Here is a 17,236-nt window from a genome sequence, read left to right on the forward strand (position 1 = left end):
TTCTACAATGCGACACTTACCACCCCTCGCTTTTTGACATTTTTAGCTGACGCTTCTCTTTTGCTACCTGAAAAAAGTAAAACAAAAGAAAACAGTCTTAGCTATTCAAAGCTAAGACTGCTTCTATTAAAGTAAAGTTATTTCACTGATTAGTAGCTTGTTGCTCTTCTCTTTTTTCACGCCATAAACGTGTTTTATAGATGATCAAAATTAACGCTGCTACAATTAGCCCTTCTACCATCGGAAGATATAATGCAAAAAATGTTAACATAATACACCCTAAAAACAGGAAAATATAAATAATTATATTTTGTGATAGTTTTAATTTCTTTGCAAAGCCTAGTTTATAAACAAGTGCCGAGAGTAAAAACACTAGAGCAAACAGAACATAGCCTGCTATATCATAGTTCGGTAAGTTTTCATATAAAAAACGTGTTATCCCTGCCATTTTTTTATAGGCTTCAGCTGTTTCCTCTGCGTTTGTTTGTGCAGCAACTTGAATAACATTTAGTTCACCTAATAAAGCGGACTTAATATCCAAGACTCATCTTCCTTTCGTGGAAGCAAAAATTATTTATCAGCGTTTTTTAATTTTTTCGCTGCTTTCTCACGTTCGTTTTTGTCTAGAATTTGTTTACGAAGGCGAATAGATTCTGGTGTGATTTCTAGGTACTCATCATCAGTTAAAAATTCTAATGCTTCTTCTAGTGTTAATAAACGCGGCTTTTTAATTACGTTAGTCGCATCTTTTGTAGCAGAACGAACATTCGTTTTTTGCTTCATTTTTGTAATGTTTACAGTGATATCATTATCACGTGTATTTTCACCAACAATCATACCTTCATAAATTTCAGTACCTGGCTCTACAAATAGTGTACCACGGTCCTCTACTTGCATCATACCATAAGTTGTCGATTTACCTGTTTCCATTGATACAAGTACACCTTGGTGACGACCACCAATACGACCTGGAATATATGGTTGGTAGCAATCGAAAGTATGGTTGATGATACCGAAACCTTTAGTCATTGACATGAATTCAGTTGTATACCCAATTAAACCACGTGCAGGTACTAAGAATGTTAAACGAACTTGGCCATTGCCATTATTAATCATATCTAACATTTCACCTTTACGAGTACCAATTGATTCGATAATTGATCCAACATTTTCTTCTGGAACATCAATTTGTACACGTTCAAATGGCTCACATTTTACTCCATCAACTTCACGAATGATTACTTGTGGTTTTGATACTTGTAGCTCAAAGCCCTCACGACGCATATTTTCAATAAGAATAGATAGGTGAAGCTCACCGCGTCCAGAAACAGTCCAAGCATCCGGAGAATCTGTATCTTCGACGCGTAAAGAAACGTCTGTTTGAAGTTGAGAACGTAAGCGCTCCTCTACTTTACGTGCTGTTACAAATTTACCTTCACGACCTGCGAATGGTGAATTGTTTACTAAGAACGTCATTTGTAAAGTTGGTTCATCAATACGTAATGGTGTTAAAGCCTCTTGGTGTTCAACAGGACACACAGTTTCACCGACGTTGATGTCTTCCATACCTGAAACGGCAATTAAATCACCAGCTTTTGCTGATTGAATTTCTTCACGTTTTAAGCCAAAGAAGCCAAAGATTTTTGTAACACGGAATTGTTTTACAGTTCCATCTAATTTCATAAGTGCTACTTGTTGACCAACTTCGATTGTACCACGGAATACACGACCGATACCGATACGACCTACATAATCATTATAGTCAAGTAAAGCTACTTGGAATTGTAATGGGTCAGTTGAATTGTCAACAGGTGCTGGGATAGCTTCGATTACTTTTTCAAATAGACATTGCATATTTTCTTCTTGTTTCGATGGATCTGCATCAAGTGAAGCAGTACCATTTACCCCAGAAGCATAAACAACAGGGAAGTCTAATTGATCGTCATCTGCACCAAGCTCGATGAATAATTCTAATACTTCATCTACTACTTCTAGTGGACGAGCTGAGTCCTTATCTACTTTATTAACAACCACAATTGGTGTTAATTTTTGTTCTAACGCTTTTTTCAGTACGAAGCGTGTCTGCGGCATACAACCTTCATACGCATCGACAACTAGTAAAACGCCATCTACCATTTTTAAAATACGTTCTACCTCACCGCCAAAGTCGGCGTGTCCAGGCGTATCAAGGATGTTGATACGAGTCCCGTTATAATTTACTGCAGTATTTTTCGCTAAAATTGTAATACCACGTTCACGTTCAATATCATTAGAGTCCATTGCGCGTTCTTCAACATGTTCGTTTGAACGGAATGTACCCGATTGTTTTAATAATTGGTCGACTAAAGTAGTTTTACCATGGTCAACGTGTGCGATAATTGCGATATTGCGAAGATCTTGACGTAAGTTTGTCATTATTCCACTCCATATTCTTTTTTCGAATGTTTAACTGTGATATTATAGCACAAGAAGGGTAGAAATGTCCTTATTAGAATTTTCCTCATTCTAAAAAATATATTTGATTTACAAATTTTTAATATAGGAGGCTCGGCTATGAATCGTGCAAAATTCGTAATGGCCGTTTACGCATTAGCGGCTGTCTTAGCAATGTGTTCTATCGGATATTCTATTGCAGCTGGTAGTTGGTTAGGTATAATAGCAGGCATTGTGGCTACATGTGTCATTTTCATGACAGCCTTTAAAATGAAACGTAAACTTCGTGAGCAAGGACTACTTTAACTTCTTTCAGTAGAAGTCTACCACCTCTATAGGTGGTGAGCTGAATACGGTTTTAAGTCACTTTTCAGTGGGTATCCAAACATCCGCTGAAATAAAGGAACTCAGTCTGAGAAAGCCACGTCCTGTGGCAATTTATCTGTGCGAAAGCGAAGCGACAGCAACACACGACTGAGTGACCAACATCCTGTCGCTGCGTTAACACTACGCTTTCGCACAGAAAACATTTGTTGGCCTAAAGCCTCCGGCGGATGTCACGGAATCGGAAAGGAGTTCTTAAAAGGATGTTAGCCTAAAATCATCGCATCCATGCGATAACGGCTAACTGACCTGCATCACGCAGGCCTAAGCACAAAGCCGATTCCGGACGGAATTATGCCAAGGCATAATTGATTAAGTAAGAAGGAGCCTGTCTAAAAAATAGACATGGCTCCTTTTATTATACATAAGGCACAATATATTTTTCTAATAACTCTTTGTGTATAGAAGGATTGGCAATGATAAACGTATCCTGATGCAGGAAATCAAAACCCTCTCCATGTAAATTGGTGGTGATGGCACCAACTTCCTTAGCGATAATAGTCCCTCCAGCAATATCCCATGGCGATAGTCGCATAGATACATAAGCATCTAATTTACCACTGACAACAAACGCTATTTCCATTGCGGCTGAACCATATGACCGCGTTCCGCGTATTTTCCGAACCATTTCAATTACTTTTTCATGGTGAATATGTCGATTGGGTGCTACCCAGTGTGCGTTTATACCAATGACCGATTCTTCTATTTTGACTGACTGCAATTTACGTAATGGTGAGTCATTATACCATGCCCCTTCACCCGCAATAGCATAAAATAAATCTTCACGCATTACATCAAATATGTAACCAAGCTTACCTACCCCATTTACAAAAATGCCGATAGAAATCATAAAATGACGATGTTGTTTCACAAAATTCATCGTGCCATCGATTGGATCAATAATCCATACAACACCTTCTAACGACTCTACTTTCTCTCCCATTCCCTCTTCCCCTAAAATTTTGTGGGTTGGATCGAAACCTCGTATTTTTTCGATAAAAAATAATTCTGTTTCACGGTCAATATTTGTGACAAGGTCGTTTGCACTTGATTTTGTCTCGATAACTAGATTGTACGAAAAGGCCTCTCGAATACGGCTTCCCGCTTCAAATATAATACTTTTCGCAAATTGATCAATTTGTTGTAAATCCATAAAAACCCACCCTTCGATTATAAGAAAAGGCCCTATGCTTTTAGCCTACTTAAAATACTTTTGTGAATAAGTAGCACCTAATTCTTCCCTGATCATATAACTTCCCATTATGATATACTGTCTATTTTACCCTTTATAACAATAAAAATCACCTGCTGTCGGAATATTCAGCAAGTGATTTTTTAAATCGGTATAAAATCTTTGTTACGCATAGGCGTGCAAACTTTCAAGTTCCCGCTGAATTTCAGCCAGACGTTTTTTACTTTTTTCAATTTCAAGTTCATTTTTTTCATTCATTGCCGAGAATAGGGAGGCTAATTCATAATCTAATTCTAATTGTAAAATGTGTTCATATTGCTTTTCAATGTCTACTTTACGTATAATTTTTACGATTGGTTTCATAAAAATCACTTCCTTTTTTTATTTTTTTACAAAAACTTATCACATTCGATAAAATGCTTGTTATAAGATTTTTTCCCATTTTCCTTATAAAATAAACCTTATAAATCGAAAGGAGTTAATAAAAATGCCGAAAATAAAGTGGACTAACAAAGACTTCAATGTTTTTCAAATAGACGGTTTAGAACAGAGAATGGATGCTTTAAATGTTTGTGTACGACCAAAATTCCAATTGCTTGGAGAGGATTTTTCTTCCTTCTTTTCGAGTCATCTTGGAGAAGAATTTTATCCTCATGTTGCGAAGCATGCGCGTAGAACAGTAAATCCCCCAAACGATAGCTGGGTTGCCTTCGCTCCGTACAAAAGAGGTTATAAATCATTACCTCACTTTCAGATTGGTCTTTGGAGCACACATTTATTCATCGTCTTAGCTATTATTTATGAAGCTCCACAAAAAAATGTGATGGCAGAACGTTTAATTGCCAACAAAGCAATGCTACAGCAGCTTCCTGATGATTTCATTGTTTCTGGGGATCATATGTCTCCAGCAGCAATCTCCATGCTAGATGCAAAGGAAGACAAGCTAGATGACTTACTTATTCGTTTACGTGATGTTAAAAAAGGTGAGTTTTTAGTAGGTCGACACATTCCAAAAGACCAAGCAGTTAAGCTATCAGCTAGTCAACTTCATCAATTAACTGAAGAAACCTTTAGCCGTTTACTCCCTATTTATAACATCATTGTTGGAAAATAAAATTTGAAGGATTACACTTCAAGCTCTGCGGCAAAATAACTAAAACAATTTCCATGGCATTTATATATTGTGGAAAATTTACGTTATTATCCCTAACAAATAAAAATTTGTTTGAAGAATATTCTTGTGGATGAGGGTTTGAGGAAATTATTTATTTTTCTCTGCTTTTCAAAAAATTAGGATGTTTCATATTGTTTATGTAGTATATGAAATACGCATATTTTTAACACAGAGATAGTGTAAAGCTATCAGATAGAAGAACAGTCAATAAAATTAGGGAGCAAAACGAGGGGAAAAATTAAAAAATCCTTATCAGAAAAGCGCGAGAAATCAATGTTGCTAAAATTGATTTCTCACGCTTCTTAATTTTTTGACCAGTTTTGTCCTAGTCTCATTTTTTATCGACGTTGCTTTGGTGCAACTTTAATAATCGTGCCATCAGCTGCTTCTTTTGTTTGTTTCACAACAGGGTAACTGACATAGCCACTTGCTTCTTCAAATTCACGGAAAATGGTTTTTTCCTCGGCCTGTGAAGGAACAATTTCTTTAAAACGACGATATTTTGCCATCATTACTTCACGCTTAATACCTTTTTCATAAGCTTGTTCAATTCCTTCAAAAAATTGGACAACATCAACAATTTCCTCAGTTGACCAATCCGTCGAAAACGGATAAGAGTATTCCATTGGACATAACCACCTTTATATTACTGACCGATACGAAAAACATATACATTAAGCCCATTTTACCCGAATACTTTCTGCTTCTGCAAGCATTCGAGTGATCAGCTCCTCGACTGTTGGAATATCATGAATCATTCCTGTAACTTGTCCAGCCCAGCCAATCCCTTCATCTTTTTCGCCATCATAAATAAAACGTTTATTTGCATGCCCGCTTATATAATCTTTTAATGCCTCATACGTAGGTGTAGTGCTCTCAATTTCTAAAATCTTTTCCGTAAATTCACTGCGCAACGCTCTTGCCGGTGCACCTATAGAGCGTTTTATAACAGTCGTATCTGCCTCGGTGCTTGCGATTAAGGCTTCTTTATAAGCTTCAGAGGCATCAACACATTCCTTTGTCGCGATAAAACGCGTGCCCATTTCAATTCCCTCTGCCCCTAGTGCATGAGCTGCCATCCAGCCACGGCCATCGCCAATTCCACCGGAGGCAATAACAGGTATTTTCACACTATCAACAACCTGTGGCACAAGCACCATCGTTCCGATATCATCGCGTCCAAGATGACCTCCGCCCTCTTGTCCAACGACCATAACAGCATCTGCACCTAGTTCTTCCGCCTTTTGAGCTTGTCTACGTGCAGCAACAAGAACTAATTTTTTAATATCCGTCCCTTCCAAAATGTCAAAAATAGGCGCAGGATTCCCGCCAGTCATTGTAACGACTGGTACTTTTTCTTCCACCGCAACGCGCACCATATCCTCATAACCAGTGCCATACATACCAATTGCAAAATTTACGCCAAACGGTTTATCCGTTAATGTTCGTACTTTATGAATCTCAGCACGCAATAAGTCAGGATCTCGTAAACTCATTGCTGTAATTTGCCCTAGCCCCCCAGCATTCGAAACCGCTGCTGCTAAATCAGCATATGCTAAATAGGCTAACCCTCCTTGAATAATTGGGTATTTAATATTTAAAAGATTTGTCACACGTGTATTCCAATTCATAGTATCTCCCCTTTCCTACGATACTAATTTCTCGAAATCGTCTGAAAATCCTTTTATTTTTATTTTTTCAGTAAAGTCTTTTTTTTCATGCAATTAGGTGCTATAATTCATTTGTTTTCTTAAATATAAAAAAGTGAGGTGGTACCTGCGTTGTCACAATTAGAGACTCCATTGTTCGACGTATTACTTAAACATCGGAACAGACATCCAATTCAGTTCCATATTCCAGGCCATAAGAAAGGGCAGGGTATGGATCCTGCATTCCGAGAATTCGTCGGCGACAACGTTTTATCAATTGATTTAATTAATATTGCTCCACTAGACGATTTACATTCACCAAAAGGCGCAATTAAAGAAGCGCAAGCACTTGCTGCCGAAGCCTTTGGTGCTGATCATACATTCTTTTCCGTTCAAGGTACTAGTGGCGCCATCATGACGATGATTCTGACTGTCGTCGGTCCAGGTGATAAGATTCTAGTACCACGGAATGTACATAAATCCATTATGTCGGCGATTGTTTTCGCTGGTGCAATCCCGATTTTTATTCATCCTGAAGTAGATAGTGAATACGGTATTTCTCATGGAATATCGCCAGAAGCTGTTGAAAAAGCTTTAAATGCTTATCCAGATACAAAAGCAGTTCTTGTCATTAATCCAACGTACTACGGCTTTTCGGCTGATTTAAAGCGTATTATTGAAATCGTTCATAGCCGTAACATCCCAGTAGTTGTCGATGAGGCACATGGTGTACACATTAAATTCCATGATGATCTCCCTTACTCCGCAATGGAAGCTGGGGCTGATATGGCTGCAACAAGCGTACATAAGCTTGGTGGTTCTATGACTCAAACGTCTATTTTAAATGTTCGTGAAGGACTTGTTTCTGCAAAACGTGTACAAGCTGTTCTGTCGATGCTAACGACGACATCGACATCTTATCCATTACTTGCTTCTCTTGACACAGCACGACGTCAGCTAGCAATCCATGGTTATGATTTAATTGGTGATGCGCTCCGCCTGGCAAAGGATGCTCGTAAACGCATTAACCTAATTCCACATTTAAAATGTGCTGGAAAAGAAAAATTAAATTCATCAGCAACTTATGATATGGACCCTTTAAAGTTACTTATAAGTGTTAAAGATCTAGGTATCTCCGGCCATCAAGCTGAAGAATGGCTTCGTCACAATGCAAATATTGAAGTAGAATTGTCGGATCTATACAATATTTTATGTTTAGTGACATTAGGTGATACGAAAAAGGAAATTAATCTCCTCATCAATGCCCTTAGTCGTATGTCAAAAGCATTCGATTCAGAAGCTGCTATTACTGAAACAATGGTCAATGTACCAGGAATTCCTGCACTTGCCATGTCACCACGGGATGCATTTTATGCAGATACTGAAGTTGTTCCACTTGCAGAAGCGGATAATTGTATTTGTGCAGAATTCGTTATGGTATATCCCCCAGGTATTCCGATTTTTATTCCCGGGGAAATAATTACTCAAGAAAATATTCGTTATATTCAAATGAATATTGAAGCTGGTTTACCTGTTCAAGGGCCTGAAGATACATCATTAAAAACAATTCGTGTCATAAAAGAACGTAAACCTATTATTTAATGGTAAAGCTACCTCAGAAAGAGGTAGCTTTTTATCGATTAATAATGATAATAGAACCAAGAAGATATCATACCAAATAAAGGAAAAACGAGCCACCAATACCTCCACAAAAAATCACCAATAGTTTTATGATCGGATTTATTTGCATCAGGGGCTGAAGCCGGTGCTGGGGCTGAGGCTTCTAGTTTATGATATTTTTCTTCACCTGTAATAAGTTGATCTAAAGAAATTTTATATAAATCACTTAATCTTCTTAAATTATCAATATCAGGATAGCCCTTTCCTAACTCCCATTTTGAAACGGATTGTCTAGAAATATTTAAAAAACCCGCGACATCATCCTGCGTATAATTATGTTGTTCCCTTAATTCTTTTAAACGGTTTTCTAAATTCATTGAACTTCACCTCCAACTTATCAGATTTTGATTAAATAATAATGGATTATTACACTCTATTCTAGAAGTTGTTATTTGCTAATTCGCAACGCATAGTTGCTTTCATGAACTAAGCAAAAAATTCGATTCTAGAGCATATTTTATTTACAATATAATCAATTATGCCTCGGCATAATTGCGTCCGGAATCGGCTTTGTGCTTGGGCCCTGCGTGATGCAGGTCAGTTAGCCGTTATCGCATGGATGCGATGATTTTAGGCTAACATCCTTTTAAGCACTCCTTTCCGATTCTGTGACACCCGCTAAAAGAAGTTAATGGGAGTGATGGAATGAACACATGGGATCAACGATTTAAAACAGTCGAATATGTTTATGGTGAGCAACCAAATGCATTTATAGAAGACTATGTACACTATTTAAAGGATTATGAAAATGTGGCTGCATATGCCGAAGGTGAAGGTCGAAATGCTGTATTTTTAGCTTTACAGGGACATACAGTAACTGCCTTTGATTATGCCGAAAGCGGTCTTGAAAAAACTGAACAGCTGGCAGAAAAACATAATGTTACAGTGAAGACAAAGCTAACTGACTTACTACAAGATGAATTACCAGTAGAAATGTTTGATGCTGCTATTATGGTGTTTGGACATTTTCCAGCTGAACAGCAACAAGAAGTGTTTAAGCGGATCGTAGATTCTGTAAAATCTGGCGGTCGTATTATGATGGAACTTTATTCAATTTATCAACTACCTTACGCCTCTGGTGGCCCAAGACAGCTTGAATTTTTATATGATCCATTAGATGTTCTAAAATGGTGTCAGCCTAACAAAATTATCCATTTTTTCACAGGTGAACAAATACGAAATGAAGGTATGCTCCACACAGGACTTGCTCATACCATTCAAATTATTATCGAAAAAAGTTAAAAAACTATATACAGATTTCTGTATATAGTTTTTTACAAAAATAAATAAACAAAAAGTGGGCATAAAAATGCACCAATAATTGCAGTTAAGGCCATAGAAAGCGAGCCTACTGATAATTCTTGTTCTCCGTATTCTCTTAATTTCACAAGTCCAACGCCATGTGAAGCACTACCTACTGCAACACCTCTACTAACGGCTGAGTCAATTTTGCCGTATTTAATGACTAGCGGGCCAATAATAGCACCTACAAACCCAGCCAGCATTACAAGCACAGCTGTTAATGGTGGGATCCCACCAATTGTCTCACTCACCTGCATACCTACAGGTGTCGTTAATGATTTAGGCAAGGCCGTCAGCAACCAGCTTTTATTGACACCAATCCATTTCAGCATAACAAATATTGTCAGTAAGCCCGTAATCATAGCGATAAAAATACCTGACAAAATAGCATACTTATATTTCATAATGATCTCACGCTGATTATATAGAGGATAAGCAAGGGCTACAACTGCTGGACCTAGCATTTTTTGAAGCCATTTCCCTCCTTCCATATAAGTAGAATACGGAATATTAAAGAATAATAACACGATTGCACTGACGATAGTTGTCGTCACTAGCGGAATCATTAAAGGATGTGGGTAACGTTGATAAAGTTTTGTAAATAACACGAACAAGATAACTGTGCCAACGACAACGATAATTTCAATCAACAGTTAATTTCCCCTCTCCTTCTTCTACAATGACTTCTTTTTCTTTTTTAGCCAGCTCTTTTTTCTCAACCATTTGGCTAAGTATTCCTGTAATATAAATTGAGATTAGCGTACTTGCTATAACGGCTAGCATAATCAATAGACCAGTTGTTGAAAAAAGTTCAGGGTAGTCAATCACTCCTACTGTTGCAGGAATGAAAAACAAGGTTAATACGCCAATTAAAAAGCCTGCTCCATCTTGAATGTATTCTACTTTAATTATTTTAAAATTGAGTGCTAGAGCTAATAATAGTAATCCAATTACACTTCCTGGAAGAGGTATATGTAGTAAAGCTACAATACCGACGCCCATGTAATAAAAAATATTGAGTATCCCAATCTGAACAATAATACGAACAACTCTCTTTAACATCGCAGCAAAATTTTTGTTCAACATTTCGCCACATTTCACCCCCTATTACGTTTATTCTACATCTGCAGGAATTTTCTGTCTATTATAATTTTAGGAAAACAATAGAAAAAAAGGATAACTCCAAAATAATTTGAGCCACCCTTTTTCTATACATAAAATAAAGCAGTTGTCTAAAAACTGCTTCACATTCATTTTTAGACACCGCTAAATAGTCTTTTCAAAAAATTATTATTCTATAATGCATGCCCTGAACCGCCATCAATATTTACAGAAGTTCCTGTCACATAACTTGCTGCATCTGATACTAAAAAAGTAATGACATTTGCCGCTTCTTGAGTATCTCCGACACGACCAAGTGGAATCGCTTGACCTACCTTATGGGAATAATTTTCCCACGAAAGCTCTGGCGCTTCCTCTTTCCACTTCTTCTCTATTTGATCACTACGAATAAGCCCAATACAAACAGAATTTACACGAATGTTATCTTTACCTAAGTCTTTGCTCATCGCTTTTGTTAATGCAAGCCCTGCCGCACGACTTACAGTAGTAGGAAGTGAGCTTGCTGGTGGCGTTTTAGCCATTACTGCTGTCACATTAACAATTGCACCACCGCCAACCTTACGTAAATGAGGTACAGCATATTTTGAGCAATTAACAGCACCAAACACTTTTAAATCTAAATCAGCCTGCCATAGCTCACTACTAACCGATTCAAATGGATTAGCTGAGGCTGTACCTGCATTATTAATAAGAATATCAAGACGACCAAAATGCTCTACAGCTCGTTCAATTAAGTACTTACAATCCTTTTCCTTAGTAATATCAGTCGGTACAATTAAAACGTCTTCGCCTGTTTCGTTTTTAATACAGCCAGCGGCCACTTGAAGCTGTTTTTCACCACGAGCACAAAGTACGACCTTCGCGCCCTCTTTCACAAGCTGCATCGCTGTATAATAACCAATTCCTTTACTAGAACCTGTAATAACCGCTACTTTCCCCGTTAAGCCTAATTCCAATGTTATCACCCCAGTTTTTAGTTCAACTTCCCTTGTTACATAATCGTTAGCATTTTCGGACATCTAGCAGTCAATTTCAAAAACTGTTACGGCACTTCGCTAGATCTATTTGACACTTTCACTAAATCTATGCGGAATTTAATAGTATCCCAACCGAACTATATTTTTCGAATATTCATTCGATATAATTACTTTATCAAAATTACAAGTAATATACAAAAAAACGGCTACAAAGCAAATGCTTTATAGCCGTTTTAATGAAACTATTATTTTTTCGCTACAATATGGATTGGGTTGCCAAGTAAAACTTCAGCAGCTTCCATTGTAATTTCACCTAATGTTGGGTGAGCATGGATTGTTAACGCGATATCTTCAGCAGTCATACCGCCTTCAATAGCTAAGCCCATTTCAGCGATCATATCTGATGCACCAGCACCTACGATTTGAGCACCGATTAATAAGCCATCTTCTTTACGAGCGACAAGCTTCACGAAACCTTCTGTTTGGTTTAATGCAAGTGCACGACCATTTGCTGCGAATGGGAATTTCGCTGCAGTGTACTCGATACCTTCAGCTTTCGCTTCATCTTCGTTATAACCAACCGTTGCCATTTCTGGATCTGTGAAGCATACAGCAGGAATAGCTAAGTAATCAACGATTGATTTTTCACCAGCGATTGCTTCAGCAGCAACTTTACCTTCGTAAGATGCTTTATGAGCAAGCTGAGGACCAGCTACAATATCACCAATTGCATAGATGTTTGGAATATTTGTACGGCACTGTTTGTCAACATTGATAAGACCACGTTCACCGAATTCAACACCGATTTCAGCAAGGCCCATTTCATCTGTATTTGGACGACGACCTACAGTTACTAATACGTAGTCAGCTTCAACTTTTTTCTCTTCTCCGCCAACTTCATATGTTACTACTACGCCGTTTTCTGTTTCTTCAACGCCTTTTGCAGATGCGTTTACTTCCATTTCAACGCCTTTCTTTTTAAGGCCTTTTTTCACGATTTGTGTCATTTGTTTTTCGAAGCCAGCTAAGATATCTTTTCCGCCTTCGATAATTGTTACTTGTGAGCCAAGGTTAGCGTAAGCTGAACCTAACTCTGTACCAATATAGCCTCCACCGATAACGACTAATTTACCTGGTACTTCTTGTAAAGAAAGTGCGCCAGTAGAATTTAGTACGCGATCAGAGAATTTAAATGTTGGGATTTCAACTGGGCGAGAACCAGTTGCGATAATTACATTGTTAAATGTGTAAGTTTGAGCAGATTCACCATTGATGATACGCACTGAATGAGCGTCAACGAAATAAGCTTCACCTTGTACAATTTCAACTTTATTACCTTTAAGTAAGCCTTCAACACCGCCAGTTAATTTTTTAACAACGCTGTCTTTAAATGCTTGTGCTTTTGAGAAGTCTAATTTCACGTCAGAAGCGATGATACCCATGTCATCTGAATGTTTAGCATGCTCAAAACGGTGACCTACTGAAATTAATGCTTTTGATGGGATACAACCTACGTTTAAGCACACACCACCAAGTACATTTTTTTCAACGATTGTTACTTTTTGGCCAGTTTGAGCTGCACGAATTGCTGCTACATATCCTCCAGGACCTGAACCAATGACAAGAGTATCTGTTTCGATTGGAAAATCTCCTACTACCATTTTTGTTACGCCTCCATTAATAATAATTCTGGTTCACTTAACAAACGCTTTAAGTGATTTAAAGCATTTTGCGCAGTGGCTCCATCAATCATACGATGATCAAAGCTCAATGATAATGCTAACACAGGTGCGGCTACAATTTCACCATTTTTTATTACAGGTTTTTCTGAAATTCGACCAATACCTAGAATTGCTACTTCAGGATGATTAATTACCGGAGTAAACCATTGTCCTCCTGCAGAGCCGATATTCGTAATCGACATCGAAGCGCCCTTCATTTCATGTGGTGCAAGCTTGCTTTCACGTGCTTTAGTCGCTAACTCATTAATTTCATTTGATACTGCAAAAACAGATTTACGATCTGCGTGCTTAATAACTGGTACTAATAAGCCTTTTTCTGTATCTGCTGCAATACCAATATTGTAATAATGCTTCTGAATAATTTCTTGTGTTGCATCATCTAATGAGCGGTTAAATTCTGGGAATTCGCGTAAAGTTGAAATAAGCGCTTTAACTACGTATGGTAAATACGTTAATTTAACACCTTTTTCAGCAGCGATATCTTTGAATTTTTTTCGATGTGCTACTAGAGCTGTTACATCGACTTCATCCATTAGTGTAACATGAGGAGCCGTTTGTTTCGAGTGAACCATCGCTTTTGCAATCGCTTTTCGAATACCAGACATTTTCTCACGTGTTTCTGGGAATTCACCTTCAAGGACTACTGGTGCTACTTGTGCAGTTGTTTCTTGTTGAGCAACTTCTTCATTAGCCACTGGTGCTACTTCAGCCTCTACAGCGCCTCCGCCACTTAGGAAATTCTCAATATCTTGTTTTAAAATACGACCGTTTTTGCCTGTACCTTTAACTTCACGAATATTAACATCGTTGTCTCGTGCAAATTTACGTACAGAAGGCATTGCAATAATACGCTTATTATCTTCAACTACAGCTTCAGTTTTTTCAGGAGCCTGCTCTTCTTTAACAGGTGCCTTTTCTACTTTCTGACCAGACTCAGCTGTCGCTTGAACTTGAGCCTCTGTTTTCGCCTCAGCATGGTCATCACCTTTTAGCTTTAAGTCTTCATAGCCAGGTGCATCAAGGCGGATTAAGACATCACCAACAACTGCTACTGTGCCTTCTCCTACTAAAACTTCCTTTACTGTCCCTTCAACTGGAGAGGGAATCTCTACTACTGCTTTATCATTTTGTACTTCACAAAGAATATCGTCTTCTTTTACTGTATCTCCAGCTTTAACGAACCACTTAACGATTTCGCCTTCGTGAATACCCTCGCCAATATCCGGTAATCTAAATTCAAATGCCATGTGTACCCATCCTTTCTATTTGCTGTCCTTCAAGTTTAGAAGTTACATTAGAATGTTAAAACTTTTTTCGCTGTTTCCATTACATCTTTATAGTTTGGTAACCAAACACCTTCAGCTTGTGGGAATGGGTACACAGTATCAGGTGCAGCCACACGAAGTACAGGTGCTTCTAAACTTAAAATCGCACGTTCTGTAATTTCAGCCACAACATTTGCAGCAATACCAGCTTGTTTTTGAGCCTCTTGTACAACAATTGCACGACCTGTTTTTTCAACTGACGCAATAATTGTTTCAATATCAATTGGTTGGATTGTACGTAAATCAATTACTTCTACAGAGTGGCCTTCTTTTTCTAGTTCTTCTGCAGCCTTTAAGCTTTCGTGAACCATTAAACCATAGGCAATAATTGTTAGATCTTTACCTTCACGTTTTACATCCGCTTTACCTAGTGGAATTTCGTATGCTTCCTCAGGTACCTCTTCACGGAATGAACGATATAATTTTAAATGCTCTAAGAAAATTACTGGGTTATCATTTCGAATAGATGAAATTAGTAAGCCTTTAGCATCGTACGGTGTTGATGGAACAACAACCGTTAAACCTGGCTGCGCTGTCATTAAGCTCTCTAAGCTATCAGAGTGCATTTCAGGTGTATGCACGCCACCACCAAATGGAGAACGGATTGTTACTGGCGCATTATAGACACCACCGCTACGATAGCTCAGACGTGCTAATTGACCACTAATTGAATCCATTACTTCATAAACAAAACCGAAGAACTGTATTTCAGGAACTGGACGGAAACCTTGTAGAGAAAGGCCGATTGCTAAGCCACCAATACCTGATTCTGCTAATGGTGTATCGAATACGCGGTCAACACCGAATTCTTTTTGTAGGCCTTCAGTTGCGCGGAATACCCCACCGTTGACACCTACATCTTCCCCGAATACAAGAACGTTTTCATCGTTCTTTAATTCTGTGCGAAGTGCATCTGTAATTGCTTGAATCATTGTCATTTGTGCCATAGGTTATTTCGACTCCTTCTCTTTGTAGATTTCATACTGTTCTTTTAAATTAGATGGCATTTCGCCTTTATACATGTTTTCCATTAACTCTGTTACTTTTTGTTTTGGTGCAGCATCGGCTTTTTTGATTGCCTCTTTAATTTCTTCTTTTGCACGCTCAATAACAGCTTCTTCTTTTTGCTCATCCCATAGACCTTTCGCCTCTAAATATTTACGGAAGCGTACAAGCGGGTCTTTTTGTGCCCATTCATTATCTGTATCAGATGTACGGTAACGCGTTGGGTCATCCCCTGCCATTGTATGAGGACCATAGCGATAGCACATTGTTTCAATTAAAGTTGGACCTTCGCCATTAACTGCGCGCTCACGTGCATCACGTGTTGCTACGTAAACCGCTAGCGCATCCATCCCATCTACTAATATACTTGGTAAGCCAGCTGCTACACCTTTTTGAGCAATTGTTTTCGCAGCTGTTTGTAATTCACGAGGTGTTGAAATTGCGTATTGGTTATTTTGTACAATGAAGATTGCTGGTGATTTAAATGCACCCGCAAAGTTAATGCCTTCATAGAAATCCCCTTGAGATGAACCACCATCACCTGTATAAGTTACAGCTACAGCCTTTTTACCACGTTTTTGAATACCAAGCGCTACACCTGCAGCTTGTATATATTGTGCACCGATAATGATTTGAGGTGCTAATACGTTTACACCTTCAGGAACTTGGTTCCCCATAAAATGTCCACGCGAGAATAAAAACGCTTTATCTAAAGGTAAACCATGCCATACGATTTGTGGTACATCACGGTAACCTGGTAAAATCCAATCTTCTTTTTCTAATGCAAAGTGTGAAGCAAGCTGTGAAGCTTCTTGCCCTGCCGTTGGTGCATAGAAACCTAATCGACCTTGACGGTTAAGAGAGATAGAACGTTGGTCTAAAATACGTGTATAAACCATACGTGTCATTAACTCAACTAGCTCCTCATCAGATAACTTTGGGTCTGCCTCATCATTTATAATTTCGCCTTCTTCATTCAAAATTTGAAACATTTCAAACTTATCTTCGATTTCAGTTAGCGTTTGTTTAGCGTCAAAAATATTATTGTTTTTCTTGCCCATTTGTCACATCTCCCTTTCAGCTGTATTAAAATAAATCACCATTTCAACTAGTACAACTTATTCTTTGCACTCAGTATACTGAATAAAATACTGTCGGTCAATCATATATTACGCGTACAAACAAAGATTTTTTCTAAAATCATGCTTAAAGAACTCTGTTTTATACTGTACCACCAATTAACAAGAACTG

18 protein-coding genes are annotated in these 17,236 nt (G+C 38.1%); 4 read left to right on the forward strand and 14 right to left on the reverse strand.

The genetic code is table 11. From position 1 onward, the window contains the following. Nucleotides 1-142: 142 nt before the first annotated feature. Together ACFVT8_RS11690 and typA are read right to left on the reverse strand one after the other, a co-directional pair. On the reverse strand, nucleotides 143-541 hold the full coding sequence (locus tag ACFVT8_RS11690; RefSeq protein ID WP_387079748.1) for a YlaH-like family protein: 399 nt from the start codon (nucleotides 539-541) through the stop codon (nucleotides 143-145). Nucleotides 542-570: 29 nt separating this feature from the next. After that, nucleotides 571-2,415 carry a translational GTPase TypA gene (gene typA / locus ACFVT8_RS11695; RefSeq protein ID WP_387079746.1) on the reverse strand — a complete coding sequence of 615 codons (1,845 nt, stop codon included), beginning with the start codon at nucleotides 2,413-2,415 and terminating at the stop codon, nucleotides 571-573. 138 nt (nucleotides 2,416-2,553) lie between these two features. On the opposite strand from typA, the gene ACFVT8_RS11700 reads away from it, so the two are divergent. Then, nucleotides 2,554-2,739: a DUF5325 family protein gene (locus tag ACFVT8_RS11700; RefSeq protein WP_387079745.1), complete on the forward strand. Its 186-nt coding sequence runs from the start codon at nucleotides 2,554-2,556 to the stop codon at nucleotides 2,737-2,739. A 436-nt stretch (nucleotides 2,740-3,175) separates the two neighbouring features. Here the strand turns inward: ACFVT8_RS11700 and ACFVT8_RS11705 are convergent, their stop codons facing one another. Beyond that, nucleotides 3,176-3,970: an inositol monophosphatase family protein gene (locus tag ACFVT8_RS11705; RefSeq protein WP_387079744.1), complete on the reverse strand. Its 795-nt coding sequence runs from the start codon at nucleotides 3,968-3,970 to the stop codon at nucleotides 3,176-3,178. 204 nt (nucleotides 3,971-4,174) lie between these two features. Next, nucleotides 4,175-4,372 carry a hypothetical protein gene (locus tag ACFVT8_RS11710; RefSeq protein WP_387079743.1) on the reverse strand — a complete coding sequence of 66 codons (198 nt, stop codon included), beginning with the start codon at nucleotides 4,370-4,372 and terminating at the stop codon, nucleotides 4,175-4,177. A gap of 124 nt (nucleotides 4,373-4,496) precedes the next feature. On the opposite strand from ACFVT8_RS11710, the gene ACFVT8_RS11715 reads away from it, so the two are divergent. After that, nucleotides 4,497-5,123 carry a YktB family protein gene (locus tag ACFVT8_RS11715; RefSeq protein ID WP_387079741.1) on the forward strand — a complete coding sequence of 209 codons (627 nt, stop codon included), beginning with the start codon at nucleotides 4,497-4,499 and terminating at the stop codon, nucleotides 5,121-5,123. A 398-nt stretch (nucleotides 5,124-5,521) separates the two neighbouring features. Here ACFVT8_RS11715 and ACFVT8_RS11720 read toward each other — a convergent pair whose 3' ends face one another. Both ACFVT8_RS11720 and ACFVT8_RS11725 read right to left on the reverse strand, forming a co-directional pair. Further along, nucleotides 5,522-5,809 carry a UPF0223 family protein gene (locus ACFVT8_RS11720; protein ID WP_387079739.1) on the reverse strand — a complete coding sequence of 96 codons (288 nt, stop codon included), beginning with the start codon at nucleotides 5,807-5,809 and terminating at the stop codon, nucleotides 5,522-5,524. Nucleotides 5,810-5,857: 48 nt separating this feature from the next. Further along, complete coding sequence (locus ACFVT8_RS11725; protein WP_387079738.1) at nucleotides 5,858-6,814, reverse strand: NAD(P)H-dependent flavin oxidoreductase; 957 nt, start codon at nucleotides 6,812-6,814, stop codon at nucleotides 5,858-5,860. A gap of 150 nt (nucleotides 6,815-6,964) precedes the next feature. Here ACFVT8_RS11725 and ACFVT8_RS11730 point away from each other — a divergent pair, with 150 nt between their 5' ends. Then, on the forward strand, nucleotides 6,965-8,434 hold the full coding sequence (locus tag ACFVT8_RS11730; protein ID WP_387079736.1) for an aminotransferase class I/II-fold pyridoxal phosphate-dependent enzyme: 1,470 nt from the start codon (nucleotides 6,965-6,967) through the stop codon (nucleotides 8,432-8,434). Between the two features lie 38 nt (nucleotides 8,435-8,472). On the opposite strand, the gene ACFVT8_RS11735 is transcribed toward ACFVT8_RS11730, so the two are convergent. Beyond that, nucleotides 8,473-8,829 carry a helix-turn-helix transcriptional regulator gene (locus tag ACFVT8_RS11735; RefSeq protein WP_387079734.1) on the reverse strand — a complete coding sequence of 119 codons (357 nt, stop codon included), beginning with the start codon at nucleotides 8,827-8,829 and terminating at the stop codon, nucleotides 8,473-8,475. Nucleotides 8,830-9,157: 328 nt separating this feature from the next. On the opposite strand from ACFVT8_RS11735, the gene ACFVT8_RS11740 reads away from it, so the two are divergent. Further along, nucleotides 9,158-9,754: a class I SAM-dependent methyltransferase gene (locus ACFVT8_RS11740; protein ID WP_387079732.1), complete on the forward strand. Its 597-nt coding sequence runs from the start codon at nucleotides 9,158-9,160 to the stop codon at nucleotides 9,752-9,754. Between the two features lie 32 nt (nucleotides 9,755-9,786). Here the strand turns inward: ACFVT8_RS11740 and ACFVT8_RS11745 are convergent, their stop codons facing one another. The 7 genes from ACFVT8_RS11745 to pdhA form a co-directional block, all read right to left on the reverse strand. Then, nucleotides 9,787-10,464 (reverse strand): LrgB family protein, encoded by a 678-nt coding sequence (locus ACFVT8_RS11745; protein WP_387079730.1) that lies wholly within the window; start codon nucleotides 10,462-10,464, stop codon nucleotides 9,787-9,789. Then, the gene (locus ACFVT8_RS11750; RefSeq protein ID WP_387079729.1) at nucleotides 10,457-10,900 is read right to left on the reverse strand and encodes a CidA/LrgA family protein; all 444 of its coding nucleotides are present in this window, start codon (nucleotides 10,898-10,900) and stop codon (nucleotides 10,457-10,459) included. The genes ACFVT8_RS11745 and ACFVT8_RS11750 overlap by 8 nt, the downstream gene beginning before the upstream one ends. Before the next feature lie 209 nt (nucleotides 10,901-11,109). Continuing rightward, complete coding sequence (locus ACFVT8_RS11755) at nucleotides 11,110-11,892, reverse strand: SDR family NAD(P)-dependent oxidoreductase (RefSeq protein ID WP_387079728.1); 783 nt, start codon at nucleotides 11,890-11,892, stop codon at nucleotides 11,110-11,112. Nucleotides 11,893-12,158: 266 nt separating this feature from the next. Then, the gene (gene lpdA, locus ACFVT8_RS11760; RefSeq protein WP_053483451.1) at nucleotides 12,159-13,574 is read right to left on the reverse strand and encodes a dihydrolipoyl dehydrogenase; all 1,416 of its coding nucleotides are present in this window, start codon (nucleotides 13,572-13,574) and stop codon (nucleotides 12,159-12,161) included. Between the two features lie 5 nt (nucleotides 13,575-13,579). Beyond that, complete coding sequence (locus ACFVT8_RS11765; protein WP_387079726.1) at nucleotides 13,580-14,902, reverse strand: dihydrolipoamide acetyltransferase family protein; 1,323 nt, start codon at nucleotides 14,900-14,902, stop codon at nucleotides 13,580-13,582. 47 nt (nucleotides 14,903-14,949) lie between these two features. Then, nucleotides 14,950-15,927, reverse strand: coding sequence for an alpha-ketoacid dehydrogenase subunit beta (locus ACFVT8_RS11770; RefSeq protein ID WP_370045965.1), 978 nt, complete (start codon nucleotides 15,925-15,927; stop codon nucleotides 14,950-14,952). Between the two features lie 3 nt (nucleotides 15,928-15,930). Then, nucleotides 15,931-17,046, reverse strand: a complete 1,116-nt coding sequence (gene pdhA / locus ACFVT8_RS11775) for a pyruvate dehydrogenase (acetyl-transferring) E1 component subunit alpha (protein WP_387079724.1) — start codon at nucleotides 17,044-17,046, stop codon at nucleotides 15,931-15,933. Nucleotides 17,047-17,236: the final 190 nt, after the last annotated feature.

This window comes from Lysinibacillus sp. NPDC058147, from assembly GCF_042884205.1.
Classification (GTDB): domain Bacteria; phylum Bacillota; class Bacilli; order Bacillales_A; family Planococcaceae; genus Lysinibacillus.

Coding starts and splice junctions, on each gene's coding strand:
- ACFVT8_RS11750 (WP_387079729.1), bottom strand. CDS start 10,900: ATGTTGAACAAAAATTTTGCTGCGATGTTAAAGAGAGTTGTTCGTATT.
- ACFVT8_RS11705 (WP_387079744.1), bottom strand. CDS start 3,970: ATGGATTTACAACAAATTGATCAATTTGCGAAAAGTATTATATTTGAA.
- ACFVT8_RS11700 (WP_387079745.1), top strand. CDS start 2,554: ATGAATCGTGCAAAATTCGTAATGGCCGTTTACGCATTAGCGGCTGTC.
- lpdA (WP_053483451.1), bottom strand. CDS start 13,574: ATGGTAGTAGGAGATTTTCCAATCGAAACAGATACTCTTGTCATTGGT.
- ACFVT8_RS11735 (WP_387079734.1), bottom strand. CDS start 8,829: ATGAATTTAGAAAACCGTTTAAAAGAATTAAGGGAACAACATAATTAT.
- ACFVT8_RS11710 (WP_387079743.1), bottom strand. CDS start 4,372: ATGAAACCAATCGTAAAAATTATACGTAAAGTAGACATTGAAAAGCAA.
- ACFVT8_RS11740 (WP_387079732.1), top strand. CDS start 9,158: ATGAACACATGGGATCAACGATTTAAAACAGTCGAATATGTTTATGGT.
- ACFVT8_RS11765 (WP_387079726.1), bottom strand. CDS start 14,902: ATGGCATTTGAATTTAGATTACCGGATATTGGCGAGGGTATTCACGAA.
- ACFVT8_RS11715 (WP_387079741.1), top strand. CDS start 4,497: ATGCCGAAAATAAAGTGGACTAACAAAGACTTCAATGTTTTTCAAATA.
- typA (WP_387079746.1), bottom strand. CDS start 2,415: ATGACAAACTTACGTCAAGATCTTCGCAATATCGCAATTATCGCACAC.
- ACFVT8_RS11770 (WP_370045965.1), bottom strand. CDS start 15,927: ATGGCACAAATGACAATGATTCAAGCAATTACAGATGCACTTCGCACA.
- ACFVT8_RS11725 (WP_387079738.1), bottom strand. CDS start 6,814: ATGAATTGGAATACACGTGTGACAAATCTTTTAAATATTAAATACCCA.
- pdhA (WP_387079724.1), bottom strand. CDS start 17,046: ATGGGCAAGAAAAACAATAATATTTTTGACGCTAAACAAACGCTAACT.
- ACFVT8_RS11720 (WP_387079739.1), bottom strand. CDS start 5,809: ATGGAATACTCTTATCCGTTTTCGACGGATTGGTCAACTGAGGAAATT.